At 67.4% G+C, this 23,378-nt stretch carries 23 protein-coding genes, 1 tRNA gene and 3 pseudogenes; 10 read left to right on the forward strand and 17 right to left on the reverse strand.

Annotated features, from left to right (window positions below):
* Positions 1–330: 330 nt before the first annotated feature.
* A pseudogene (locus tag OG306_RS20200) lies at positions 331–594 on the forward strand (transposase); the annotation flags it as partial.
* A gap of 139 nt (positions 595–733) precedes the next feature.
* On the opposite strand, the gene OG306_RS20205 reads toward OG306_RS20200, so the two are convergent.
* Positions 734–2,869 carry a SpoIIE family protein phosphatase gene (locus OG306_RS20205; protein ID WP_323183894.1) on the reverse strand — a complete coding sequence of 712 codons (2,136 nt, stop codon included), beginning with the start codon at positions 2,867–2,869 and terminating at the stop codon, positions 734–736.
* Positions 2,870–3,473: 604 nt separating this feature from the next.
* Positions 3,474–3,695, reverse strand: a pseudogene (locus OG306_RS20210) (IS5/IS1182 family transposase); the annotation flags it as partial.
* Between OG306_RS20210 and OG306_RS20215 the strand changes: the two are divergent.
* Entirely contained in the window at positions 3,605–3,862 is a 258-nt protein-coding gene (locus OG306_RS20215; RefSeq protein WP_371666260.1) for a hypothetical protein, read from the forward strand. The pseudogene OG306_RS20210 and the gene OG306_RS20215 overlap by 91 nt on opposite strands.
* Before the next feature lie 110 nt (positions 3,863–3,972).
* On the opposite strand, the gene OG306_RS20220 is transcribed toward OG306_RS20215, so the two are convergent.
* From OG306_RS20220 to OG306_RS20240, 5 genes are all read right to left on the reverse strand, one after another.
* Entirely contained in the window at positions 3,973–4,284 is a 312-nt protein-coding gene (locus OG306_RS20220) for an SCO5918 family protein (protein ID WP_266747493.1), read from the reverse strand.
* 54 nt (positions 4,285–4,338) lie between these two features.
* The gene (locus tag OG306_RS20225; protein WP_371665534.1) at positions 4,339–4,743 is read right to left on the reverse strand and encodes a CBS domain-containing protein; all 405 of its coding nucleotides are present in this window, start codon (positions 4,741–4,743) and stop codon (positions 4,339–4,341) included.
* Positions 4,744–4,787: 44 nt separating this feature from the next.
* Positions 4,788–6,302: a DEAD/DEAH box helicase gene (locus OG306_RS20230; RefSeq protein ID WP_371665535.1), complete on the reverse strand. Its 1,515-nt coding sequence runs from the start codon at positions 6,300–6,302 to the stop codon at positions 4,788–4,790.
* Between the two features lie 320 nt (positions 6,303–6,622).
* Positions 6,623–6,826: a cold-shock protein gene (locus OG306_RS20235; protein ID WP_030304224.1), complete on the reverse strand. Its 204-nt coding sequence runs from the start codon at positions 6,824–6,826 to the stop codon at positions 6,623–6,625.
* A 767-nt stretch (positions 6,827–7,593) separates the two neighbouring features.
* Positions 7,594–7,932 carry a MerR family transcriptional regulator gene (locus tag OG306_RS20240; RefSeq protein WP_266359503.1) on the reverse strand — a complete coding sequence of 113 codons (339 nt, stop codon included), beginning with the start codon at positions 7,930–7,932 and terminating at the stop codon, positions 7,594–7,596.
* A 1,867-nt stretch (positions 7,933–9,799) separates the two neighbouring features.
* Between OG306_RS20240 and OG306_RS20245 the strand changes: the two genes are divergently transcribed.
* Positions 9,800–10,165 carry a hypothetical protein gene (locus OG306_RS20245; RefSeq protein WP_266747495.1) on the forward strand — a complete coding sequence of 122 codons (366 nt, stop codon included), beginning with the start codon at positions 9,800–9,802 and terminating at the stop codon, positions 10,163–10,165.
* 104 nt (positions 10,166–10,269) lie between these two features.
* Here the strand turns inward: OG306_RS20245 and OG306_RS40930 are convergent, their stop codons facing one another.
* The 3 genes from OG306_RS40930 to tnpA all read right to left on the reverse strand — a co-directional run bounded on the left by OG306_RS40930 (position 10,270) and on the right by tnpA (position 12,504).
* The gene (locus OG306_RS40930) at positions 10,270–11,100 is read right to left on the reverse strand and encodes a transposase (protein WP_432762237.1); all 831 of its coding nucleotides are present in this window, start codon (positions 11,098–11,100) and stop codon (positions 10,270–10,272) included.
* Positions 11,084–11,923, reverse strand: a complete 840-nt coding sequence (locus OG306_RS40935; RefSeq protein WP_432762238.1) for a transposase — start codon at positions 11,921–11,923, stop codon at positions 11,084–11,086. The genes OG306_RS40930 and OG306_RS40935 overlap by 17 nt, the downstream gene beginning before the upstream one ends.
* A gap of 161 nt (positions 11,924–12,084) precedes the next feature.
* Positions 12,085–12,504, reverse strand: a complete 420-nt coding sequence (gene tnpA, locus OG306_RS20255; RefSeq protein WP_266752325.1) for an IS200/IS605 family transposase — start codon at positions 12,502–12,504, stop codon at positions 12,085–12,087.
* Between the two features lie 87 nt (positions 12,505–12,591).
* Between tnpA and OG306_RS20260 the strand changes: the two genes are divergently transcribed.
* Both OG306_RS20260 and OG306_RS20265 read left to right on the forward strand, forming a co-directional pair.
* A complete protein-coding gene (locus tag OG306_RS20260) occupies positions 12,592–13,818 on the forward strand; it encodes an RNA-guided endonuclease InsQ/TnpB family protein (protein ID WP_266907657.1) in 1,227 nt (408 codons plus the stop codon).
* A gap of 97 nt (positions 13,819–13,915) precedes the next feature.
* Positions 13,916–14,041: a hypothetical protein gene (locus OG306_RS20265; protein WP_266747497.1), complete on the forward strand. Its 126-nt coding sequence runs from the start codon at positions 13,916–13,918 to the stop codon at positions 14,039–14,041.
* A gap of 32 nt (positions 14,042–14,073) precedes the next feature.
* On the opposite strand, the gene OG306_RS20270 is transcribed toward OG306_RS20265, so the two are convergent.
* Together OG306_RS20270 and OG306_RS20275 are read right to left on the reverse strand one after the other, a co-directional pair.
* Positions 14,074–14,307 (reverse strand): hypothetical protein, encoded by a 234-nt coding sequence (locus tag OG306_RS20270; protein WP_371665536.1) that lies wholly within the window; start codon positions 14,305–14,307, stop codon positions 14,074–14,076.
* 166 nt (positions 14,308–14,473) lie between these two features.
* Positions 14,474–15,202, reverse strand: a complete 729-nt coding sequence (locus tag OG306_RS20275) for a right-handed parallel beta-helix repeat-containing protein (RefSeq protein WP_266747499.1) — start codon at positions 15,200–15,202, stop codon at positions 14,474–14,476.
* 406 nt (positions 15,203–15,608) lie between these two features.
* Here OG306_RS20275 and OG306_RS20280 point away from each other — a divergent pair, with 406 nt between their 5' ends.
* On the forward strand, positions 15,609–15,899 hold the full coding sequence (locus tag OG306_RS20280; protein WP_327258977.1) for a hypothetical protein: 291 nt from the start codon (positions 15,609–15,611) through the stop codon (positions 15,897–15,899).
* 330 nt (positions 15,900–16,229) lie between these two features.
* Here the strand turns inward: OG306_RS20280 and OG306_RS20285 are convergent.
* From OG306_RS20285 to OG306_RS20295, 3 genes and pseudogenes are all read right to left on the reverse strand, one after another.
* Positions 16,230–16,466: pseudogene (locus OG306_RS20285) on the reverse strand (adenylyl cyclase); the annotation flags it as partial.
* A gap of 63 nt (positions 16,467–16,529) precedes the next feature.
* Entirely contained in the window at positions 16,530–16,946 is a 417-nt protein-coding gene (locus OG306_RS20290) for a YeeE/YedE thiosulfate transporter family protein (RefSeq protein WP_266747500.1), read from the reverse strand.
* Positions 16,946–17,596: a YeeE/YedE family protein gene (locus OG306_RS20295; RefSeq protein ID WP_266747501.1), complete on the reverse strand. Its 651-nt coding sequence runs from the start codon at positions 17,594–17,596 to the stop codon at positions 16,946–16,948. Before OG306_RS20295 ends, OG306_RS20290 begins: the two co-directional genes overlap by 1 nt.
* 1,846 nt (positions 17,597–19,442) lie before the next feature.
* Between OG306_RS20295 and OG306_RS20300 the strand changes: the two genes are divergently transcribed.
* Positions 19,443–19,847 carry a hypothetical protein gene (locus OG306_RS20300; RefSeq protein ID WP_266747502.1) on the forward strand — a complete coding sequence of 135 codons (405 nt, stop codon included), beginning with the start codon at positions 19,443–19,445 and terminating at the stop codon, positions 19,845–19,847.
* Here the strand turns inward: OG306_RS20300 and OG306_RS20305 are convergent.
* Together OG306_RS20305 and OG306_RS20310 are read right to left on the reverse strand one after the other, a co-directional pair.
* Positions 19,802–20,659 carry a COG4705 family protein gene (locus tag OG306_RS20305; protein ID WP_371665537.1) on the reverse strand — a complete coding sequence of 286 codons (858 nt, stop codon included), beginning with the start codon at positions 20,657–20,659 and terminating at the stop codon, positions 19,802–19,804. The genes OG306_RS20300 and OG306_RS20305 overlap by 46 nt on opposite strands.
* 121 nt (positions 20,660–20,780) lie before the next feature.
* Positions 20,781–21,194, reverse strand: a complete 414-nt coding sequence (locus OG306_RS20310; RefSeq protein ID WP_266747504.1) for an SHOCT domain-containing protein — start codon at positions 21,192–21,194, stop codon at positions 20,781–20,783.
* Between the two features lie 269 nt (positions 21,195–21,463).
* Between OG306_RS20310 and OG306_RS20315 the strand changes: the two genes are divergently transcribed.
* The 3 genes from OG306_RS20315 (at position 21,464) to OG306_RS20325 (ending at position 23,210) form a co-directional block, all read left to right on the forward strand.
* Entirely contained in the window at positions 21,464–21,685 is a 222-nt protein-coding gene (locus OG306_RS20315; RefSeq protein ID WP_266747505.1) for a hypothetical protein, read from the forward strand.
* 54 nt (positions 21,686–21,739) lie between these two features.
* Positions 21,740–22,939: an SPFH domain-containing protein gene (locus OG306_RS20320; protein WP_266747506.1), complete on the forward strand. Its 1,200-nt coding sequence runs from the start codon at positions 21,740–21,742 to the stop codon at positions 22,937–22,939.
* 197 nt (positions 22,940–23,136) lie between these two features.
* Positions 23,137–23,210 (forward strand) — tRNA-Met (locus tag OG306_RS20325).
* The last annotated feature ends 168 nt before the right edge of the window (positions 23,211–23,378 follow it).

Genomic DNA, 23,378 nt, shown 5'->3' on the forward strand with positions numbered 1-23,378 from the left:
CCAAGCAGCTCAGCGACGGGAAGGCCCCTGGGTGAAGCGCGTGGTCATACCTCGCAGCTCTCCACGGTCCATTCGGACAGGAACTCCGAGCGCTCCAACAACTCCCCGACGACCGAGCCAGCCGTCCTCTGGCCAGGACCGCACTCAGACGGGCGAAGTCTGAAGCGATGCCCCGGGGCGGGTGCGGCATGGCACGCGACTGGCGGGGCGCTGAGCCCTTTCCGACCAGGAGCTCGCGCAGATAGGCGGCGTGGGCGGCCCCGGCAACAAGGTGGGCACAGGTCCCGGTGATCATGGAGTTGCGACGCTCTGTGACCACTGGGGAGATCTGTGCCCGTCCTTCCATCATGGCTGACCGACCCGCTCTGGGATCAATTCGTGGCACTGCTGCCCAAGCGCCCTGCGGTCGATCCGGCCCACCCGCTGGGTTGCCACCGCACCCGTATCAGCGACCGGATCGTGTTCGACAAGCTGCTCCAGCTCCTGCGGTTCGGCTGCTCCTGCCAGGCGGTCTCCGACACGACCTGCTCGGCGACCACGATCCGCAACCGCCGCAACGAGTGGATCCGGCTCGGCGTCTTCGCCCGGCTCAAACAGATCGCGCACGTCTGGCAGAACGCCTTCCACCGGCTCCGATCGGCGGTGGGCTCGGAAAGGGAGGCATGCTTCACCGGGCCCGGCGGCGTCGGCGTGGCGGAGACGGGAGCCCCGCCGAGCCGGGGGGCCTTTGGTGTCAGCGGCCGTGTTGTTGAGGCCGGATGAGGAGCAGGGCGATGTCGTCGTTGCGGGGGGCGGACCGTTGGGCGTGGTGGATGAGGGTGTCGGCGAGGGCGTCCAGGGTCTGGCCCTGGGCCTGTGCGAGCTGGGCGGCGAGGTCGGCGGTGGCGTCCTCGATGTCGATGCCGGGGGTTTCGACGAGCCCATCGGTGTACAGGGCAAGCACGGCCCCGGGCGGTAGGGGGATGTCGGTCTCCGGGTAGTCGGCGGCGGGGTCAATGCCGAGCAGGAGCCCGGGCGTCAGCGGAAGGATCTCAGTGTGTAGGTCGGGGTGGCGCAGGAGTGGGGGCGGGTGGCCGGCGGTGGCCAGGCAGGCGCGGTGGCGTGCCAGGTCGAGCTGGACGTAGAGGCAACTGGTGAACAGGCCGGGGTCAAGGTCGGTGAGCAGGCGGTTGGTGCGGGCGAGGACTTGGCCGGGCGATGCGCCGGCGGTGGCGTGGACGGCGGTGCGGACCTGCCCCATGAGGGCGGCGGCGTTCACATTGTGGCCTTGGACGTCGCCGATTGCTGCGGCGGCGAGGTCGGTGTCGAGATGAATGAGGTCGTAGAAGTCCCCGCCGACGTCGATGCCGTGAGCGGTGGGGAGGTAGCGGGTGGCGACGTCCAGGCCGGGGACGCGGGGCAGTGCTTGGGGCAGCAGGCTGGCTTGCAAGCTGTGGGCGAGAGCCTGATTGGCGTCGTAGAGGCGGGCGCGGTCCAGGGCCTGGGCGATCAGCCCGGCGGTCGCGGTGAGGACAGCTCGTTCCTCGGGCGTGAAGGAATGCGGCCGGTCGTACGCGAGGACCAGCGAGCCGACGGGGCGGCCGGAGGTGATCAGGGGCAGGAAGGCCCAGGCGGCCTTGCCGTCCTGCAGGACGGCGGGGGGATGAGCGCGCTTGAGGTCCGCGAAGGTGGCGTAGAAGCTGGGGACGCCGCTGGTCAGGACACGCACGGCAGGGGTGTTGGAGGCCAGGGGGGTGCCGTCGAAGCGGTCCATGAGTTCGGCGGGGTAGCCGCGGTAGCCGATGATTCGCAGCCGGCCCTCCTCGGCGATCATCAGGGCAAGGGCTTGGGCCTCGAAGGCGGTCGGGACCAGGTCATCGATCCGGGCGATCACGTCCATGACCCCGACGGCCTCGGTCAGCGTGGCGGCGAGGTGCATCAGGAGGTGGTGGGCGGTCGACCGACCCGGTGCGGCCGACGGTGCGGGGTGCAGAACCTCTGACGTCTCCGAGGCAGGGGACGGGGAAGCCGGGGCGATGCGGACGCTGATGCCGGAGACGTCTGGGTAGAGGTGGAAGGCCAGCCACCGGTCCGGTGGGCGCAGGGCGGTGAAGGAGGTGGCCTTCTGGCTGAGCACCGCAGCCCGGTAGCGGTCTTCGACGACTGGGTCGTCCAGCCACGGCAGGACCTGCCGTGGCAGGACGCCCAGCAGGTCGACGGCGCTGGCGCCGAGGAGGTCGGCGGCGGTGGTTGTGATGAAGGTGATCCGGCCGTCAAGGTCCAAGGTGCAGCATCCTCCGGGCAGGCGCTCGGCGAAGTCCGCCGCTGCCGCCTCCTGGGTCGGCCCGCGAGCGCGGGCACGCAGGGGGGCCAGGACCTGCGGCTCGGACCCGGGCAGCATCGGGTGGCCGCTGTCGGCGGCCTGCCGCAGGAGAAGGCCCAGGCGGCGGCAGGAGGTACGGACCGCGTTGCGTTCGTGTCGGGTCAGCGGCGATGGATGCGAGCTGGGCCACCGCACCACCAGGGCGCCCCAAGCGGTGGTGCCGGTGGTGATCGGGGCAGCGGCCGCCGAGAAGGGGTAGGGGAGCGCGAGTGCCATCTGCGGGTAGTGGCGCGCCATCTCTTCCTGGCCGCCTATCCACACCAGACGCCGCTCGCGCACGGCGTCGGTCGCCGGGGTGCGGGCCGCAAGCGGCACCTGCGTCCAGTGCGCGGCGATCTGCCGGGGAACCCCCCTCAGCACCGCCAGCCGCAGCACCCGCTCGCCTGGCGGCAGCAGGTATACCAGGGCCCCGGAAGCGTCTGTCTCCCGCATGAACTGGTCCAAAGCGGCGCAGAGTAGATGCATGTCCGAGCCTGTGCCAGTGCCGGAGCCGACAAGGTCCCTCATGCTCTCACCCTCCCGAGCGGCACCAGGCAGGAATCCCTCCAGGCGCCTGAAGCGGCATCTGGCCGCCTCCGCGCTGATGCCCAGGCCAGCACCGATCTGCGCCCAGCTCGCCCCGGTTCGTCGGTCCGCCAACACCGCACAGCGCACCAGCTGCCCGGCCAACCCGGGCACCTCCGCCACGGCGGCAACATGGCAGCCCTCCGCTCCTCGCCCCGGGCGCGAGTCGCTCGCCTGCTGGGTTGCGGCCTGCACCTGCGTCAGGAGATCCGCTTCCGCGAACACCAGCGCCTGCCGCGCCTCCGCCGTCGCCTGCCAGCGACGCCTGGCTCGCCAGGCCGCCTGCCGATGCGCCTGACGGCAATACCGCCGACCCGGGCCTGCCGACTCCGGCAGTGGAGCTCCGCACCAGCCACACCGATCGTCATCCACATACCGATCGTCGCCCATATAGGGGCAATATGCTCTACTGCCGTGACGACGTGCTGCACACGTCCACCGGGGCGGTGGCGGCCGTACCTATACGCCGGCAGGCATACGTACCGATCATGTCGGCATCAAGATGCCCAAACTGCTGCACTCGGACGCTGCGTAGATCGGCACTCGCTCATGGGCGGCGGTGCGGGCGGTTGTCCCAGCGGTGGGTCGTCCACGCCCTGCGGAGCAGGCTACGGACGGTGATGATCGTATCGGCGAGGTCGAAGAACGCGTCGATGACCGCGACACGGCGTTCGTAGCATCGGGCGAGCCGGTAGAAGGCGTTCTGCCAGGCGTGGGTGTGCTCGACGTGCCACCGCTGACTCGCCTGGATCGGCGCCTTCTCGATTCTCCGCCGCCTTCACCGCTACGGCGCGTGAGGAGGAGCCGCCTACGCATCTGTATTTCCATGTGGCGCGGATTCTGCAGGGCACGGTGGGAATCCCGGAGACGGGCGGGATATACCGCGTGGCGATCGATGACGTCAGCGCTTGGACCATGGGCGACTCCGACCACTGAATCCACTGCTGCGCGCTGAGGAAGCTCCCGGCGCGCGGTGAGGGTCCGACCGGCGCCTGCCGGTCGAACCCTCGCTGTTGTTTTGGTGGCGGTTTGCGCCTGCCCGTCGGTCAGACGGCGGCAGGGGCGCCGAGCATCGCGGAAGCCTGTTGGAACGGGCTGAGGGCCCGCCTAGGCGCGGTGGTGTGGGGAGGGCCGGGGCAGGTGAAGCCGAGTTGGGTCATGGCCCGGAGGATTTCGCCGGCGCTGAAATCGCGGCGGTCCTGGCGTGTGATGACCTGCCCGACCTGCTTGACGGGGTAGGTGCGGCGGCCGATGATCACGGACTCGCCGATGACCTGTTCGGGCTTGATGCCCTTCATGGATTCCAGGACGCCGCTCTTGGTGAGGTCGAACGGGAAGCGGGCGATGACACAGCGCATGATGCCTCACAGGGAGAAGAATGAAGGGGAATGGTTTCGCCGCGGTGAGGCGGTTCAGTGGGCAAGGGCGAGGACGCCCGGAGCGCTGCCCTGCTCGTCGACGACCGGCAGGGCACCGGGCCGGCGGCCGCGAATCGCGTGCTGGGCTTCGGCGATCGTGGTAGCGGGTGAGGTGAACGGCCCGCGGTTGTCGAGAATGTCGCGTAGCTGGACCCGGTCCGTGTACGCGGGGCTGTCACGGACCGCGGCGAGCTGGGCCTGGGTGACCAGTTGGGTGCACAGGCCGTCGTTGTCGCAGACGAGCAGGTGCTCGGTGCGGGCACTGGTCATGACGGCCAGGGCGACTTCGATGGTCATGTCGTCGCAGACCTGCGGTCCGGCCGTGTCCATGGTGTCGGCCACTGTCCTGTGCGCGGGGGTGGCGCTCGCCGGGCGGGGTTGCATCTGAACCAGTGCCAAGATGTGCCTCCTGCAGAGATGGGCCAGTTTCCTGATCAAGGGTTCTAGGCCGCCGCGTCGAAGGAGGACTGCCGCACGATCGTGCGCCGGGCAGTCGAAGCGGGGCTGCGTCGACCGCGGGAGGCCGCGCTGCGGCTGCGCTGACGTCGCTCGGCCACCGGCGTGGTGATCGTCACGGGAATGCCGGAGGGGGTCTGGGCGCCGGTGATCCGGCTGAGTGCCTCCTCGCCCGAGCGGACCTGAGTGGTCTGCGGCACGATGCCGGCGGCTGCCATGAGGCGGCTCATGTCGCGGCGCTGGTTGGGGGTGACCAGAGTGACGACGCTGCCGGACTCGCCGGCCCGCGCGGTACGGCCGCCGCGGTGGAGGTAGTCCTTGTGGTCGGTCGGCGGGTCGACGTTGACAACGAGGTCGAGATTGTCGACGTGAATACCGCGCGCCGCGACGTTCGTCGCGACGAGCACAGTGACATGCCCGGTCTTGAACTGGGCCAGGGTCAGGGTGCGCTGCGGCTGCGACTTCCCGCCGTGCAGGGCGACGGCCCGCACCCCGCTGTTCAGCAGGTCCTGCGTCAGCCGGTCGACGGCGTGCTTGGTGTCCAGGAACATGATCACCCGGCCTTCGCGGGCCGCGATCTCGGTCGTCGTACGGTGCTTGTCGGCGCCGTGGACATGCAGTACGTGGTGCTCCATCGTGGTGACCGCCCCTGCGGACGGGTCGACGGAGTGGACGACCGGGTCGGTGAGGTAGCGGCGGACCAGGAGGTCGACGTTGCGGTCGAGGGTGGCGGAGAACAGCATCCGCTGGCCCTCGGGGCGGACCTGGTCCAGGAGTGCGGTGACCTGGGGCATGAAGCCCATGTCGGCCATCTGGTCGGCCTCGTCCAGGACGGTGATCGCGACCTGGTTCAGCCGGCAGTCTCCCCGGTCGATGAGGTCCTTGAGGCGGCCCGGCGTCGCGACGACGACTTCGGCGCCACTGCGCAGTGCACTGACCTGCCTGCGGATCGGCATTCCGCCGACGACGGTGGCCAGGCGCAGCCTCACCGAGCGGGCGTAGGGGGTGAGAGCGGCGGTCACCTGCTGTGCCAGTTCACGCGTCGGCACGAGGATCAGGGCCAGCGGCTGGCGGGGCTCGGCGCGCTGTCCGGCGGTGCGGGCCAGCAGGGCCAGGCCGAAGGCGAGGGTCTTGCCTGAGCCGGTGCGCCCGCGACCGAGGACGTCGCGGCCCGCGAGGGTATTGGGCAGGGTCGCGCCCTGGATCGGGAATGGGACGCGCATGCCTTGCGCGGTGAGCGAGGCCAGCAGCTGCTCGGGCATGTCGAGGTCGGCGAAAGCCTCGACGGCGGGCAGCGCGGGAGTGATCGTCTTGGGCAGGGCGAACTCGCCCGAGGCCGCCGCGGGCCGCCGGCCGCGGCCGCCTGGGCGGCTCGGCCCTCCGGAACGGCTCGGGGCGGGCGTGCCGAAGCGGTTGGCCCGGTGCGAACCGGCGCCGGAGCCGAAGGCGGGACCGCCGGTACGGCTGCGGGAGGAGCGGTTGTTCGTACGTGAGGGGTTCATTCAGAACCTTCCTTGATACGGCACGTATCAAGGAATTCTCGCAGCAGAAGAACAGCGCGGGGAATCACAAGAACGAGCCGAACGAAATGCGAAAGCAGATCTGGCCCGCGGTGAATCCGGTGCAAGTGCAGGCGATGAAATGGGTGACGTCATGCGGACGTGAGATCCCGGACGTCTACGGGTGCATCTTCAAAGAGGTCCGCATTCCTGGAGAGGGATCTGCGGGCGTCGTTGCCCCACAGGGAAGCCCCGGGGAATGCCCGTAGCTGGGGCCCGCACCCCGAGGGATGCGGGCCCCAGCTACGAAGTGCGCGTCAGCGTCAGGCGGGAACGATGTTCTCGGCCGTCGGGCCCTTCTGGCCCTGCGCGATGTCGAAGGTGACCTTCTGACCTTCGAGCAGCTCACGGAAGCCCTGAGCGGCGATGTTCGAGAAGTGGGCGAACACGTCAGCGCCGCCACCGTCCTGCTCGATGAAGCCGAAACCCTTGGCCGCGTTGAACCACTTCACAGTGCCAGACGCCATGTCATATCTCCTTGTGGGGCAGTACGCCGGAACCCGCAATCCACGGATACCGGGTCGCCGCGATGATGCCCCGCCCGGAGATGACCGGAAATACAAAACGCTCCCCGCGGCTAAAAATGCCGACGAAAGGCGTTGAAGTTTTTGGGAACCACGACTGCAACTGAGATCGACAGTAGCATGCGGTAGCGGCCTGCGTACGGTAAATAATTCCGCTCTGCCCGTTGCAGTAAACACACTGTCCGCGCGGCACATTAAACTCTCGTCTCGCGGTCATAGATATTGATCCACCCGGAACGCGGCGTTCCAGGAAGAGCGGTCGTCGTTTATACGGCGGCCCATCAGCCCGTATAAGGGTCCCGACGCAGATCAGCGCAGCGCTGCTGCGCGGCGCTCTCACGAGTGCCCCAGATCCCACCACCATGGACTGAGACTGAAGGCGGCCGACGCCCACCGTTCGTGCGAACCAGTCGGACAGCAGGACCTGCCCGGGGCAGCAGTGCGCTCCGCGCGCGGGCTGATCGCCGTACGGTGGGCGAACACGTCCGAGCCGCCACTGTCCGGGCGGTGAAGCCGCAGCCGTTCTGCGCGTCAAACCACTTCACAGTTCCCGCGGCCCTTGCCTCACACCTTCCTGCCGATGAAGCGTCCTACGATATGCGGCAGACGGAGGCGATCACCCTGGCTCCTCCGCCGCAGCAGAACGCCCACGACGAAGATGTGGGCGAAGGGAACATCCTGGTCAAGGCAGTTGACCCAGAAGCCACGCGTCAGCCCGCGGTCGTCGGGTTCTCTGATTCGGCGGCGTGGCGGTATTCGGCGTTGATGCGCTGGGCTTCTTCGAGCTGGTCCTCGAGGATGATGATGCGGCAGGCGGCCTCGATGGGGGTGCCCTGGTCGACGAGTTCGCGGGCGCGTGCGGCGATGCGCAGCTGGTAGCGGGAGTAGCGCCGGTGGCCGCCCTCGGAACGCAGCGGGGTGATCAGGCGGGCTTCTCCGATGGCGCGGAGGAAACCTTGTGTGGTACCGAGCATCTCGGCGGCCCGGCCCATCGTGTAGGCAGGGTAGTCGTCGTCGTTGAGACGGCCGAACGAGTCGTCTGCTGTCATTTGCACCTCTCTGTGGAACGCGTGGAGGGGCTCGGGTGCCGTACGGCACCCGAGCCCCGAAGGAACTGCTACACCATCTGCCGACCCTGATACTGCGCCGGCCTTCTATTTCCGCTGACCCGACCTGGAAGTTGTCGGGGGTGCGGGGATCGCGGTTGCTTGACCGGAGACCACCTCGCTATCGATGTCCTGCGGTACCCGGGCTCAAAACTTCCACCCGGGCGATCCTGATGGCGCCTGGCTCCTCCGTTCTTCCCTCTGGGATCGTCACTTACCTACTGCTGGTACTGCTCTCCTGCGTACTGCTCTGTGGCCTGTGCCAGCGCCACTTTTCGACAGCCAGCCCCGTCGCCCGTCCTGCATCTGCTCTGGCTTAGAACCCCACTGTCGAACCTCCCGGTGCGCGCGTCCGCAGCCGACGCCTTCACCGAGGTGCTGCTCACTGACTTCACTGCTGCGTACTGCACTTGCGGGTACTGCTCACGGCGGCCCCTGATCACTGCGGGCCACCCGGTCCGGTCGCCAGTCCCGTCGCCGTCCTGCAACAACCCTGGCTTCGGAACTCCACCACCGCACCGTCCTGCGAACTGCAACTGCGGTTACTGCTGCCCGGCAGTTCGTCTCTGCCGGGCCCTGCTGTCTCTCTGGGCTACGAGAGAAACCATAGCCACACCACCACCCAATGTCTACTCCGGCTGACATAGATTTCCGTACCCGGGCGGAGAGATAGTCGGCCTCGGTCACGGAACGGGTGTGCGGCGGCCCCGCTCCAGCCAGGCTCGCCCGCTCCGACCAGCGCCGTTACGCGCAGCCTCGACGCCGCGAACACCGCATTCGCCACGTCTGGCCATGCGGATGATCGCTCAGGACACGCGCGGGCTCGTGCGGTTGACACACCGCAGGCCGGGCACAAGCGCCGCCAGATAGGACCTGCGTGACGATCCAGAGACCAGGGTGGCCTGATGAACACAATGAGCGTCAACGTGGCAACTGCCCTCTCCACGGCATGCATTGCCAGCGCGCGCCGGAGCGCCCGGGATTTCCTCGCAGGTCACGATCTTCGCCGAACCTCATTTGGGACAAAGGGGCCGCTGGTTCAAACTCGAACCCGCCACGGCTGACTGCTGTCTGCTCTTGACCGGCAAGGCTCCGGCCGCGCCGCGGTCTCAGTTCTGGTCCCATCCACCGGTGTCCGGGATCGTTGAGGAACCCACCTGCCGACCTCTCCGCTCCAGGCCGGCACGCCCACCGACCCACCTCGGATCCCTGATGAACATTTGGAAGGTGTGTTGGCTCGGCCGTCTTCGATGGGGCCTGGATGCGTGAGCGATGCGTGAGCGGACGTGCTGACATGGCGCACACAACCTTGGACCGGCCAGCATGCGACATGCCTCTGACTAGGCATTTCTGGACCAGCGTGGAAGCTGGCGGAAGTCCCGGCAGGGCCCTGCCGGGACTTTTAATCCGTTGGTTGTGGGTTCGAGTCCCACACGGCCTACTCCTGGCAAGAGGGGGGTTGTGCCCCCCCTGACCTGCTAAATCAGAGAAGCCCCCGATCGTTCGGGGGCTTCTCTCGTTGTCCGTCATGTCCGTTTCTTCGCTCGTGGCTCGCCCGAAGTGCGAGCGCACTGTTCTGGCGGCCCGACGGTGCCGAACGGGACGTGTCGGGGAAGGTCCTTCTCGGCGGCGCCGCGAACGGGAGCGGCTGATCGTCTCGGCGACTACGATCTGTTGCCGCCGTAGCAACGAACGTCGACCGCCCGTGGATGCGGTGCAACGTCGACCGGTACGCCCTCGACCCGAAGACCGGCGCCGTCGTCGCCCCTGTCGAACTGAAGAATCGCAACTGAGCGAGACCCTGATCGACGTGTGCGGTCGCTGGTACCAGCGGCACGTGATCGAGGGCTTTCCGCCGCCCGCCGACGGGCTGGAGACGACGAAGGAACTCCTCGGCCGCCTCTGGAAGGCGAAGCCGGACGAGGTCGTCGAGGTGCCCAGCACCAAGGCGGAGAAGCTGCGCAAGCGGCGCGCGTCGCTGATTGAGCAGATCAAGGAGCTGGATCAGCAGCGGACCTTGATCGAGAACGAGATGCGGCTGACCTCGGAGACCTCCGAGGTCGCGAAGTGCGGCAAGAGCACCGCCTGGTCGTGGAAGCAGAACGGCCCCTTCGCGGCGAAGCGGTTCCAGGAAGAGAACCCCGAACTCGCCGCCCAGTACGCGACCACCGAGTGATGTGCCCAACGTCGCGAATTGTCAACGGCCCTCTGCGTCTACCTCTGATCTTGGCCAGTGCTCCGCCCTTCAGGACTCTGCTGAGGAATGCGTGATTCGGGTGGTCAGGCCGCGAGCATCAGAGCTTCGAGGCGGGAGGTGCGGGTGCCGCCGAGTGGGGTGCCGGTCAGCCATCGGTCGATGCGGATGAGGTTGAGTGCGGTGGAGGCGAAGACGTGGCCGAGGCGGGTCGCGGGTAGATCGCGGTAGCGGGTACGGCGCAGGCCGGTGACACGGACGGCCCGGGAGATCGTGCCTTCGACCCCGGCCCGGATCGCGTAACGGTTCTTCCAATTGTCGGTCTCCTGGGCCTGGCGGACGGCTTCGAGGGCCTCGTGCCGTTCGCGGGGCAGGAAGGTGATGCCCCTGCCCCGGCGGCCGGACGGGGGCTTGGTGCATGCCGTCTGCTTCGGGCAGGGGCGGCAGTGCTCGGCGGAGAAGAACACCTTGAGGACCGGAGTGCCGTTGCGGTGGTGTTTCTGTTCCCACCACTCGAAACTTCGGTGCCCGCCGGGACAGATGGCGCTCTCGTTGTCCCAGTCGATGGTGAAGTCGGCGCGGGAGAAGCCCTGATCCTCTCGGGACTGGCGGCTGCTGTCGTGCGGGGCCGGGCCGAGCAGTTCCATACCCCGCTCGGTCGCGGACAGGAACAGGGCGGCAGTGGTGTAGCCGGCATCCACGACATGCACGTGCGGCAGCAACTCCCGTTCTGCGAGCGTTTGGTGGACCGGTTCGGTCATCTCCGTGTCGGCCACCACGGCATCGGTGGTGGCCACCTGCGTGATCACGTGCGGCGCATCCGGCTCGCAGGTCTCGGTCAGATGCGCCTTGTAGCCGGTCCAGCCCGAGCCGCGCTTGATCCCGTAACGGGCATCGGTGTCATAGGGCGAGCACAACCGGTGATGAACCGGCGGGAGATCCTTGCCCTCCCGCCAGCGCACCCCTCTCGTCGCGGTGGTACTGCTGGACCCAGGAGACCCGCAGGACCTGCACCGCCTCGATCTCGCGCAGCCAGTCCGGAGCCGCGGGGGCGTAGACCGCGTCCAGCAGGACGAACCCGTCCCGTCCGACCTGCTCAGACCACTGTTCACGGACCTCTTCGCCCTTGGGGAAGCGGTAGGCGTCCACGCGCGGCCCGTAGCGCTCGGCCCACTCGGGTGTGACCAGGCCGGACAGCCATGCCGGGGCGGCGACCGCCAGCGCTTCCAGTGCGGCCCGCAGCGTCTCGCCGACGAACTCCATCCTGTTCAGCGTCCGCACCGCCGCCAGCACGTGCGTGGAATCGGTCCGCTGCCGGCCACCGGCCTTCAGCAGGTCCAGCCCGCGCAGGCGTTCCAGCACCAGCTCCAGCGTCGTCTGTTCCAGTCCGTGCTCGATGAGACGGGAACGGAACAGGCTCAGCACGGAGGCTTCGAACCCGGGATCGTCCAGCTCCAGGCCGAGCAGAAACTTCCAGTCCATCCGGGCCCGCACCTGGTCAGTGGCCTGCCGATCGGTCAGCCCCTCCGCGTACTGCAACACCGACACCAAAGCCAACGCCCCCGGCGAGACAGCCGGGCGTCCCCGGACGGCAAACGCCCCTGCGAACGCCTCGTCCTCAAACAGCGGGCCCAACGCCTCCCGGATCCGCACCGCCATCGTCCCCTTCGGGAACGCTGCCCGCACCACCCGGGCCGTCAGCTCCGGCACCCCATGATCAGCCCGTGGCTCCAGTGACATCTCTCGGCCCTCCCGCTCACGCCATAACAATCGTGGAGGACCAACGACCCAGCCCTGCTCGAATCACGCATTCCTCAGCAGAGTCCTTCAGGGCGGGGGTGAAGGCCATCTTTGGCCCGGAGGCGCGGAGTGCCGGAGTGCTCTTCGTCTCCGGGGTGAGGTCAGACGGGACGCTGTTGGTTTTCGATGTACTGCTTGACGACGGTCAGGGGTGCGCCGCCGCATGATCCTGCGAAGTAGGAGCCGGACCAGAAGTGTCCGCCCCACAGGTACCGGCGGACATGCGTGGTGTACTCCTGGCGGAGCCGCCGGGAGCTGACGCCCTTGAGGGAGTTGACCAGCTTGGAGAGCTGGACTTTCGGCGGGTAGTGCACGAGCAGGTGGACGTGGTCCTGTTCTCCGTTGAACTGCTTCAGTTCGGCCTCGAAGTCGGCGCAGACCTCCCGCATGATCTCCTCGGTGCGGGTCAGCATGGCGTCGGTAAACGCGTTCCGCCTGTACTTCGTAACAAAAACCAAGTGAACGTGCAGGTTGTAGACAACATGGCGACCGGTTCTGACATCGGGATGTGTGGGTTCCAGCGTGGCGACATAATCCAATGTTAGGTTTCGATCGCGAGTCAAGACACCCTGGTGAAGCGGCAGTTCGGGCACCGTGCCCGGCTTGCACTGTCACACGCCGAAGTGTTGAAGACCGATGACCAGGCGCACGCGGCCCGCACCCTGTGGAACCTGCTGCACGCCTGGTGGCAGATGCTGCCGAAGGAGAAGCGGACTCTCGCCAACGCGGATGCCGCGATCCGGCAGGCCCGCGAGGACATCGACTTCCTGGCCGTCCTTCCCGCGCAGGCCGCGCAAGCGGTGCTCAAGACGTATGTCCGGGCGTGGAAGAACTGCTGGGAGGGCCGCGCCGACGCCCCGAACTTCAAGGGCCGTCTCCGCACCGTGATGTCCGTGGACATCCCGCAGGGCCGCGACCTGAACATCACCCGCGTGCATCGCCGGTGGGGGCAGGTCAACCTTCCCAAGGTGGGCCGGGTCCGCTTCCGCTGGACCAAGGACCTGCCCGTGGGCAAGCACGCCACCACGGAGAACCGGATTACCGGGGCCCGACTGGTCAAGGACGTGCTCGGCTGGCACATCACCTTCCGTGTCCAGACCTTGGAGGCCGGGCCCGAGCCCCACCAGGGGCCGGAAGTCGGCATCGACGTGGGCGTCAACGTGCCCATCGCCCTGTCGGACGGGCAGACGTATGAGCACGGCGAGTGGCTGACGGAGAAGGAGAAGGCCAAGCTCCTGCATCTGGATCAGCGCGCCGCCCGGCGTAAGCAGCACCGCAAGCCCGGCGAGCGCACCAGCCGCCGGCTGCACCGCACCTACGACCAGATCGCAGGACTCCGCGCGAAAGCCAAGCGCCGGGCCCTGGACTGGCAGCACCGGACGACCACCGCCATCGCCCGCACCTACGGCACGGTCGTGGTCGAAGCACTCACCATCACGAACATGGTCAAATCCGCCAGAGGAACCATCGAAGAGCCGGGGAAGAACGTCGCCCAGAAATCTGGGCTGAACCGCTCCATCAGCGGGGAGGCGTGGGGCCGGACGGTCACCATGCTGACGTACAAGACCGCCAGGCTGGGGGGCACCCTGCACAAGGTTCCCGCCCCCGGAACTTCCCAACGCTGCTCGGCGTGCGGCATCACCACGCCCGGCAGCCGGGAGAGCCAGGCCGTGTTCGTGTGTAAGAACCCGGACTGCGGCTGGTCGGGTAACGCCGACCACAACGCAGCCTGCAACGTCTTGCACCTGTACCGGATGGGCCTCGCGCTCATCCCGGCTGCCGGGAGGGCAGTCGTCAGGCGCGCGCAGCGCGTCAAGCCCGCTACCGCAAGGTAAGCAGGAATCTCCCGGCTTCAGCCGGGAGAGCACTTCAACAGCCGCATCTCACGTTGCTGCCGCCGTTCGCGTACCGGCCCTCGTGCCCGGCTGGTGTGTGGACGTCACCACCACCCAGACCTGCCGGACCATCTCCCAGAGGCTCAAGATCGCCACGGTGAAAGTCGCCGAGGACGGCGACAGGGAGAAGGTCTCGTTGCAGCTCACCCCGGCAGGAGTGTGACCACGGCATTGCGAGGCTCCGCCGCCAGGCGCTCACCGGGCAACCCCCTCGGGGGCGTACTCCACGACCTTGACCGGCGTACCCGGTCCATCGAGCACCAGCCCAAGCCACGCCCCGTGGCGGGCCGAAGCGACCACGGCCCGCCGGGTCCGGAAGGGCAGCCAGGTCCCGCCCCGGCCGCCGTGGTGGTCGTCACCGACCACCACGGCCGCGCCACATGGCTCCTCGACCCCCCCGCTGCCGGCACCGCCTGTCATCAGTGCCATCGCGGTCGACCGTGAGCGGGGTGAGGACGGGCCGCTGACCGTCACCGGCGCCACTGTGACGGTGCGGGTGTGGCGTACCCGGCCGGTCCTCGGTCTTGGGGCTGCTGCCCGCCGTACCCGCTGCCGGCGTCGACGTCCACCTCACAGCAACTTTGGCGGATCGAGGCTAAATCCTGGTGTTGCCGCCTTTGTTGACGACGCTCGCATTCTTGCAGTGGCCCCAGGTGACCTTATTCTTCTTGGTCCAGCCGCCCCACTTGATCAGTGAGACCTTGCCTGAGTATCCGGTTCCGTACTTGTTGTTCTTGAAGATGTTGCCGCTCCCGCAGGCCTCGCCTTTTGACGGGTCGTACCACTCGCTGAACATGGCGTAGGTGCCGGACTTGGTGAAGGTGTTTCCGCTCACCGTGTTTTTGCTGCTTCGGTCTCTGATCCGTACGGGGTCACCGCTGATGGATGAGAATTTGTTGCTGGTGACGATGCTGCCCGAGGTCCTGACCAGGTAGACCCCGTGCATCTTTCCCTTGTTGCTCAGATTGGAGAAGTTGTTCTTCTTGATCACGATTTTGGAGGAGTTCAGAACGTGGACCCCGCCGAAGCCGTCGGAGCCCCTGAGATTCTTGAACGTGTTCCCGGTGATCGTGACGTTCGAGACGTTCTTGAGACGGATCGCGTTCTGATGGCCGGAGAAGGTCTTACCACTGATGGTGAATCCACCGGGACCGCCATCGATGCAGAGCTGGTAGTCGCCCTTGGGGCATTTGACCTGCCCCGGATACTTGGCAGCAGCTGCCGTACCGGCGGCGGCCGGGGTCGTCCCCGCGGTCCCCAGAGCGGCCACTATGGTGACGGCCGCGAGAGTAGTGCGAGCAGCCTCTATGCGCATGATCAGCATCCCTTCACGGTTCGTGTTTCAGGCAGGCCCGTACGCCCGGAGGTTTCACCGAGAAGCAGCCGGGTGTCCATGCTGTGCGTGTCGCTCCGTACAGATCCTGGCCGCAGGGCCGGGGAAGCTCAAGCCCCAAGGCGCCTTGCCTTAGGCTCAATGCAGTTGCTGGTTATGGGCCGGGCTTCACTGCGACCTCTTGGAAGGGGTCAGGTCATGGCTGCGGTCTGCGCATGCGGCGAGTACTTCAACGTCGATGACACCGGCGAACTCTGCTTGAACCCGGGCACGATGGGCCTCCGGAAGGTCGTCCAGTTCAGTACGCCCGGGACCTTTAAGTTCACGAAAACGGATTCCCCCTGGCCGGCCCGCGTATCGGAAGACGGGTCCTGGATACATCCGGATGTCGTGTCTCGTGAGTTCGACCGGATCATGCGCTGGACCGACCTGCCGCATCACGGGCTGGACCGACCGGCCGCCGATCAACCTCCGCGACCTCCGGCACTGTGCGGCCGGCCTCGTCAAGGCGGGTGGAGGCGACATCCATGACGCGATGGTGAAGTTGCGGCACTCCAAGGTGGTGCTCACCGCGGACACTTACACGCCCTTGTTCACCGAGTACGCACAGTCACTGGTGGAACGGTCGGCGGCTGCTGTTCCCCGGGCGCGGAGGCGTATGGCCGCGCCGGAACCGGCCGAGGAATAGCGTGGTCATCCGGGCGGGAGAAGGGTTCTGGCTCGCCCGTGGCTCGCCCGTACGTCCTGGCAGTGCCTGACACAGAGCGGCAGCATCTGACAGGACGGGCAAGGTGAGGGCGCGTCAATCACGTGGCTGACCTGCATATCCTGACAGGCGTCGGCACGAGTCCCACACGGCCTACCGATCACAGGTCGAGGAGGAATCCTCTGACCTGCGGCTTAGCGCCTCGGGTGGCTTCGGCCGACCGAGGCGCTTCGCCGTACCCGGCCTCTTGCGTGAGCGGATGGTTCCGCAGCAGGTGCTGTGGACGCCCCGCCGCCCTCCCCGTCTGGGTGGCGTGTGCTCGGCGAGGATGTCGCGGCCGGCCTCGCTCTTGTGGATCTCGTCGACGCTGCCGAACCGGGCCTCGGAGTAGTCGAGTTCCAGGAAGGCGGCGGCCTGCCGTACCGACGTCTCGTCGGGACCCTCGATCTCCAGGAACGCGGGGAGGTCGGGCCGGGTGTCGAAGTTGAAGGCGACCTCGCCCAGGCGTCGCCCCTCGCGGTAGTTCTCCTGGTAGCGGACCTCGGTGAGGCAGGGGGGATCGTCCAAGCGAGAGCCCCTACCTCCACGGCTCGTGTCGGTGGGCGTCCCTGGTTACAGCCCGCAGGAGCCGCGGTCGAGGTGGAAGTATCGGGCGTTGGCCCAGCGGCACAGCCGGATACCGACGATGACTCCGACGATTGTGACCAGGGCGGGCAGGTATCCGCTGGCGACCTGGATGATCGGGATTGCAGGGCACCCACCTGAGATCGCCCAGCCCGTACCGAACAGCACCGCGCCGGGGATCACGCCCCTGTGGATACGCCCTGGCGTGCGGCGGACCCGCAGCAGAGCGAACGCGCACACGATGATCACCACGGCGCCGGCGAAGGAGAGGAGCATGCGCAGGTCCTGGAAGGTGAACATGTGGTTCAGCTCGGCGTAGTCGCCGAAGCCGATGTTGGTGACGGTATAACCGAGGGCCAGTCCGGTGATGATGTTGGCCAGCAGAATCGCGCCCCGGGTACGCATCAGATCACCTTCCACAGGAGGAACGACACCAGGATGGCGGTGCCGAAGAACACGGCGGTCGCGACGATGCTGACCGGGCGTAGACGGCCGCAGCCGTTGAGACCGTGGCCGGAGCTGCACCCACCGGCCAGCCGAGTGCCAAAGCCGACCAGCACGCCTCCCACGAACAGCAGGGCGATCATGGTGGTCGGATTGGCGGTGACCAGGTTCCGGAAACCCGGGCCCATGTCGTAGCGGAGGTGGAACCGCCCGGAGGTGACCGCGGCGATCAATCCGCCGAGGAAGATCGATATCAGCAGGGCAGCCTGGGTGGCCAGTGGGGCCGGGCGCAGGCTCGTGGCCGCGGGGCTCTCGCTCACCGCTGGTTCGGTATCCGCTTCGAGTGGCTGTGAATTCCCGTGCGGAACCTGCGGCAGGGCGGACGCGCCGGTGCCGAAGTGCTCCGCCGTAGCTGCGGCGAGCGCCTCAACGAGAGCTTGATCGTCGGCGAACTCCTCGTCCATCTCCTCGAGGTGGCGTTCGCGGCGCCAGTGCAACACGCGATCCCACGCGGACGACACCCCGAAAGACCGATCGGTGATGAGGGTGTAGTTGATGGTGACCAGAGCGAGCCCGATAGCGCCCGCCCACCAGGGCCAGTAGGTACTCATGCGGGTCCTCTCATCCAATCGGCGAATCGAGCCAACCAGCCGCGCTTCGAGCTGGGGGCTTGCCGCGCTCGTCGAGCGAGGCTGGTTGAAGGTTCGGGAATTTGTGGGGGCGGTGACGGTTGGTGATGCCAGGCAGGTGCTGGCGGAGATGTCGCCCCGAAGTGTGCCGTGGCCCCCGGTGTCACGGTTCCGGTTTCTGACTGCTCATATGGGTGGGGCGGCGCTGGCTGGGACCAGGGCGCGGCCTCCGGTGACCACGGATCGGACTGTGGTGGCGGGGCCTGCCGGGGTACCTCCCCTGGGTTGGCGGCGCCGGACCGGTCCGCCTCGGCGACGTCTTCGAGGTGTCGCGCGCGGGCTCCGTTGGGCAGCAAGCTGATTGGCACGCGCTCGCCGGTGAGTGACACCTGGTAGCGCGCACAGTCGAGCCACCGATCGTCGCTGTCGCAGTAATATTCGCGCCAACCTCGCAAGCTCGCCCTAAGTAGGGGGAAAAGGGGGCATCCTGCGGCGTGTGAGCAACTCACGTTGCTCCCTCCTGATCGGCGCACACCACTCCGTTCGGGGAGAGCGGTTGCCGTTCTCGATTCTTGCCCTCGCCGCGCTCGGTCGACGATCTGCAAAGCAACGCGGTGACGGGCCGTGACAATGAGGCTCTGTGCCTCCATTCCGCGACCGGGCGTGATGCAATCACTGTTTCGATGTCCCGAGCAAATTCAGGGTATTTTTCAATCGGGCGACTTGACACTACGTGGTGAGATATTCCGCGCAACGGACATGTGGCTTCTGTCCCTCTTGTCTGGATACTTACAACCGGCAATTAGGTCACTTGGATCACTATTCGACCCCATGGCCGCAGTCCGTACTGATGCAAGTCAGCTGTTTGCGGAGAGGGTGAAAATACTGGAGCCCCTTGTGATGGTGGCGTGGATATCGTGGATCTCAAATGAAGAGCTAATGGAGAAGAATTATGTGCCAGCGTGCTGTCTGTCGGTCGTGCCGGAAGATGACCTATGAGGGCTGCGGGAGGCATGTGGACCAAGTCCTCATGGGTGTGCCGACGGCTCAGCGGTGCATCTGTGAGTCTGCGGAGCGCAGGGGGGCGCGCGCAGTGGAGGCGGCGACTCGATCGGAATCGGTGCCGGCTCGACAGGGCGAGTCGCTGCGACACGCAGAGGTCCCTCGGCGCCCGGAGAGTTCACCAAGCCGGTCGAGGGGTGGCTGGTGGGCCCGGCTCATCAATTGGGCGAAAAGCCCGGCATGAGAAAATCAGTCGACTATGCGCCCTTCGGGCTCTATGGGTCGAAGGCGTTGGTTATTGCACCATGAAGAACCCGGATTTCGAACTCCAGGGTGGCAAGCGATGCCGAGCCCGAAGCCTGCAGCGACACCGCGTCTTGCGACGAACGTCATCGGCGCTGGTCGCCAAACTGCACGGCACGTGCACGACAGCGTGTATTTCTTCCTGAGCGGAAGCGGCGGCCTGACCCTGGCCTCGACGGACCGGACGCCCGGCGACCAGTCACAGGCGGCACAGGGCCGAAGGGCCCGGGCTCCGGCGCCGTCCAGGAACTGGTGGCGCAGGGCACCCGCCCGACATCGGCACTTCCTGCCCGACACGCTCCGTTCTTCACCCACGCCGCCCACGCCTGACCTCACGCGTCTGCAGTACGCCACCGCCTCCGCTCCACACCACGCCGCCGGGGGCTCAGCCGGACGCCGTCGCCCCGCTTCGTACGACGGCGATGTCGGATCCGCAACCGCAGGCCACCGCGCTGCCCTCCGCACGAACGACGTCGATGTGCCCGGGCTCGTGCTCGCGATCCCGTACCGGCTGTAGCTGCCCATGCTGGTTCTCGTCCACGTCACGGTGGGCGTGCCGTTGCTCGCCACCGAGCTGATCGGTGAGACCGGTGGGACGTTCGTCGCCGCGGTGAACCTCGCGGCGGCGGCGAACGTACTGGCACGCAGCCCGCGACGGCCGCCTCGGCTCGTGCTGCTGCCCGGGTTCTTCACGCTGACCGTGGGCTCGCTCGGCATGCGCGGACTGACGGCGCTGTCGGGCTGTTACGTCGTGGGCGGGTTCGGCGACTTGCTGAAGATGGTCACGACCGTCACCGCCATCGCCGCCGGCATGCTCCTGGGAGTCGCCCTCACGGAAGAAGTTGCCGGGGCACGAGGACGCGCGGGTGAGGCCCGACGCGGTTACGACGGCTGGGCGGTGTTCCTGTGCTCCTGCACGTTGGCGTAGGCCATGAGGCCGAGGAGGACGACCAGGAGCACAGCCGAAGAGCCCAATGTGCCGAGATCGAGGCCGCCCTTGGCGGCAGGCTTCGTGAGGAAGTCACCGGCGGTGGCGCCCAGGGGCCGGGTGAGGACGAAGGCGATCCAGAACAGTACGACGTTCGGGACGGCCGGCACCCGCATCAGGACGGCCAGTACGGCCAGCAGAGCCGTGACGAGCAGGGCGCCGCCGGCATAGCCGAGACCGGAACTGTCGGAGAGGAAATCGCCCATGGATGTGCCGAGTGTGTTCGACACCAGGATCGCGGACCAGAAGAGGGCCTCGCCGCGGAAGGTGACGATGTCTTGGGTGGCGAAGGTCTGTCCGGTGAGCTTCCAGACGATGAAGATGGCGATCAGCAGGGAGATCAGGATCGCGGCGCCCGCGGGGTACCCCAGGCCCAGGCCCTGCGGGCCCCGGCCCAGCGAGGACGTGCCCGCCGTGAGGTACTCGGCACTGGCGTCCCGGTTCATGAAGTCCGACATCGTGGTGCCGGCCATGCTCGTGGACAGGATGACCGTCCAGTAGAAGAACGGGTTGTAGCGCCGGGACCGCAGTTGCACCACCAGCGTCAGCACGAACACCAGGAACAGCGCGATCGTGGTGAGGAAGTAGCCCAGCCGCAGCGTCTGGGAGAACAGGTCCCCGGCCGTCTCACCGAGGGTGGTGGCGGCGATCTTCATGACCCAGAAGGCCAGAGTGACCTCGGGGAGCTTCTTCATCACGGAACGGCGCTCACTGGCCACATCCACCGAGGTGAGGAATTCCGACTGTCCCAAAACGCACTCCTGGTCACGAGCGCGCCTGCGCGCCGGCCTGTTGCCGCATTCTTGCGTCTACGCAAGGTAGGTCGTCTACACGGATGTAGACGGTCCGACACTCCGGCGGGGTGCGCTCCGCTCAGACGAGGAGCTTCGTCTTCGCTCGCTGGTACTCCTCCTCGGTGATGGCGCCCCGGTCCTTGAGCTCGGCGAGTTTCGCCAGGTCGTCGACGTGCTTGCCCTCCCTCGGGGCCTTCGCGTCGGAGCCGCCCGCGGCGGCCTCCCGTACGTACGCCTTGAAAGCGGCGTCGCGTTCCTGCGCTTCCTTGAGGTCCCGCTTCCCCATGGATTTACCGCGCACGATCACGTACACCAGGACGCCGAGGTACGGCAGCAGCAGCGCCAGGATGAGCCAGCCGGCCTTGCCCCAGCCGCCGAGGTCGTCGCTGCGGAAGATGTCCCCGATGACCTTGAAGAGCAGGAACAGCCACATGATCCAGAGGAAGAACCAGAGCATGGTCCAGAAGAGGTCGAGCAGGGGGTAATGGTCCACGGTCGGCTCCCTGATCATCGCGAGTTCGTTACGTCGACTGGCTGAACGGTAAATCAGTCATATCACCGCATATCCGAGCTTGCCTCCCGGCGTTCTCCAGGCTCCTCCCCGGCCGTCCTTCGGGCCGTCCTCCGTCGCGGGTGCGGAGTACCGTGGAGATGTCGAGGGAGGCTCGGGACGTCCTGGCCTCCAGGAGGCGGGCCTTGTGTTCATGAAGCGGCGTGAGCGGCGGTGTGAGCAGGCGTACGCATGGACGCTCGCGAGGGCGCATGCACACGGCAGATGAGTCCGCCCGGAGCCCGGTCGGAGCGATCGGCCGTGTCACCGTGCCGATTCCGTCCGATGGCCCGGGCGAAGTACTGGTGGCCGTACGGGGTGGGTCGGAGGCCTACACCGCATGGTCGACGACGTCGATCGACAAGGACGTACGCGTCGTTGTCGTCGACTCGGTCTCGGCGCGCGGCGTGATCGTGGAACGCCTGCCGCCCTGAGCCGAAGCAACGGTGCACCCACTCCGAGCAGAAACGTACGGCAGGAGTCTTCCGATGTTCTTCTGGCACGTTCCCGCCCCCAACGAGGCGATGCTCATATCCGGTTCCAAGGGACAGACGCTGGACACCCAGTTCCGGATCGTCACCGGTCACGGCAGTTTCGTGCTCCCGGTGAAACAGAAGGCACGCATGCTCTCCCTGGCGCTGCGCGAGGCGGAGATCACCGAGGACTGCGTGACGCAGCAGGGCATCCGCCTCAACGTCCGGGCCGTCGCCGTCTTCAAGGTCGGCGACGATGCCGTGTCCATTGCCAACGCGGCGCGTCGCTTCCTGACCGAGCAGGAACAGATGGAGGAGCTCGCCGGCCGGATCTTCGCGGGCCACCTGCGTTCCATCGTCGGCGGACTGACCGTGGAGCAGATCATCCGCGAGCGCAACCGGGTCTCCCAGGAGGTCATCGCGGGCAGCCACGGCGAGATGGAGAAGCTCGGCATCGTGGTGGACGCCCTCCAGATCCAGGAGATCGACGACGCCACCGGCTACATCAAGAACCTCGCAGCCCCGCACGCCGCCGCGGTCGCCAGCCAGGCCCGGATCGCCGAGGCCAAGGCCGACCAGGAGGCCAGCCAGCGCGAACAGCAGGCCGCCGCGCTCAAGGCGGAGTACGAACGGGACACCGCGATCAAGCGGGCCGGCTTCCTCGCCGAGACCGAGCAGTACAACGCCCGCGCCGCGCAGGCCGGACCGCTCGCCCAGGCCAGGGCTTCGCACGAGGTCATCGAGGAGCAGACCTCACTGGCCGAGCGGCAGGCCGCACTCGCCGCGCAACGGCTCGAAGGGGAGGTACGGCGCCCGGCGGACGCCGAGGCGTACCGCCAGCGCACCCTCGCGGAGGCGGCCCGGGACCGGGTGAAGTTCGAGGCCGACGGCAACGCGTACGCCGAGCGGACCATCGCCCAGGCGCAGGCCGACGCCAACAGTGCGCGCGCCGCTTCGCTGCGCGACGGCAACCAGGAGCTGATCGCGGCCAACCGCATCGTCGAGAACCTGCCCGCCCTGGCCGACGCGGCCGCCCGGGGCATGTCGGGTGCGGACCTGACCGTTCTGAACGGCACCGACGGCGTCAATGAGATGGCGGCGGGCGTGGTCGGCCAGGGGCTGGCGATCCTCCGCTCCCTGCAGCGCGGCGCGAATCCGATGAAGCCCCCGGCGGTCAACGGGAAGGCCGCTCCCCGTATCACCGACACGAATTGAGGCGGCGGGGTGCGGGGACGCGGGCTGGTCGCCGGGCGCATGGCCGGAGTACCGAGCGAGCGGCGGACGGGTGCCGAGCGGTCGGTGATTCGCTCAGCGGTTCACTCAGTGGCTCAGCGGTTCGCCCGGTGATTCGCCCAGTGATTCGCTCAGTGGTCATGAGCCCGCCGCGCATGCCGTACAGTTGTGTTTACCGACGCGGGGTGGAGCAGCTCGGTAGCTCGCTGGGCTCATAACCCAGAGGTCGCAGGTTCAAATCCTGTCCCCGCTACTGAAAAACCAGGCCCGGCACGCATGCAGCGTGCCGGGCCTGGTTCGTTCCCGCCATGGACTCCCGAAGGGGCAGGTCCGGGCGGTGTGCGAGCTGTGCCACGTACGTACCCCCATCGGCCGACGAGGAGTCGCCGCGCGACTCCGCTCCGGCGAGCCTGGGGTGGGG

Source organism: Streptomyces sp. NBC_01241 (assembly GCF_041435435.1).
Taxonomy (GTDB): Bacteria; Actinomycetota; Actinomycetes; order Streptomycetales; family Streptomycetaceae; genus Streptomyces.

Bases quoted from the DNA above. Each gene is read 5' to 3' on its own strand.
- OG306_RS20205 (WP_323183894.1), bottom strand. From the start codon at position 2,869: ATGAGGGACCTTGTCGGCTCCGGCACTGGCACAGGCTCGGACATGCAT.
- OG306_RS20220 (WP_266747493.1), bottom strand. From the start codon at position 4,284: ATGCGCTGTGTCATCGCCCGCTTCCCGTTCGACCTCACCAAGAGCGGC.
- OG306_RS20230 (WP_371665535.1), bottom strand. From the start codon at position 6,302: ATGAACCCCTCACGTACGAACAACCGCTCCTCCCGCAGCCGTACCGGC.
- OG306_RS20235 (WP_030304224.1), bottom strand. From the start codon at position 6,826: ATGGCGTCTGGCACTGTGAAGTGGTTCAACGCGGCCAAGGGTTTCGGC.
- OG306_RS20240 (WP_266359503.1), bottom strand. From the start codon at position 7,932: ATGACAGCAGACGACTCGTTCGGCCGTCTCAACGACGACGACTACCCT.
- OG306_RS40935 (WP_432762238.1), bottom strand. From the start codon at position 11,923: ATGTCACTGGAGCCACGGGCTGATCATGGGGTGCCGGAGCTGACGGCC.
- OG306_RS20270 (WP_371665536.1), bottom strand. From the start codon at position 14,307: ATGGCACTGATGACAGGCGGTGCCGGCAGCGGGGGGGTCGAGGAGCCA.
- OG306_RS20275 (WP_266747499.1), bottom strand. From the start codon at position 15,202: ATGCTGATCATGCGCATAGAGGCTGCTCGCACTACTCTCGCGGCCGTC.
- OG306_RS20290 (WP_266747500.1), bottom strand. From the start codon at position 16,946: ATGCGTACCCGGGGCGCGATTCTGCTGGCCAACATCATCACCGGACTG.
- OG306_RS20295 (WP_266747501.1), bottom strand. From the start codon at position 17,596: ATGAGTACCTACTGGCCCTGGTGGGCGGGCGCTATCGGGCTCGCTCTG.
- OG306_RS20300 (WP_266747502.1), top strand. From the start codon at position 19,443: ATGCTGGTTCTCGTCCACGTCACGGTGGGCGTGCCGTTGCTCGCCACC.
- OG306_RS20315 (WP_266747505.1), top strand. From the start codon at position 21,464: ATGCACACGGCAGATGAGTCCGCCCGGAGCCCGGTCGGAGCGATCGGC.
- OG306_RS20320 (WP_266747506.1), top strand. From the start codon at position 21,740: ATGTTCTTCTGGCACGTTCCCGCCCCCAACGAGGCGATGCTCATATCC.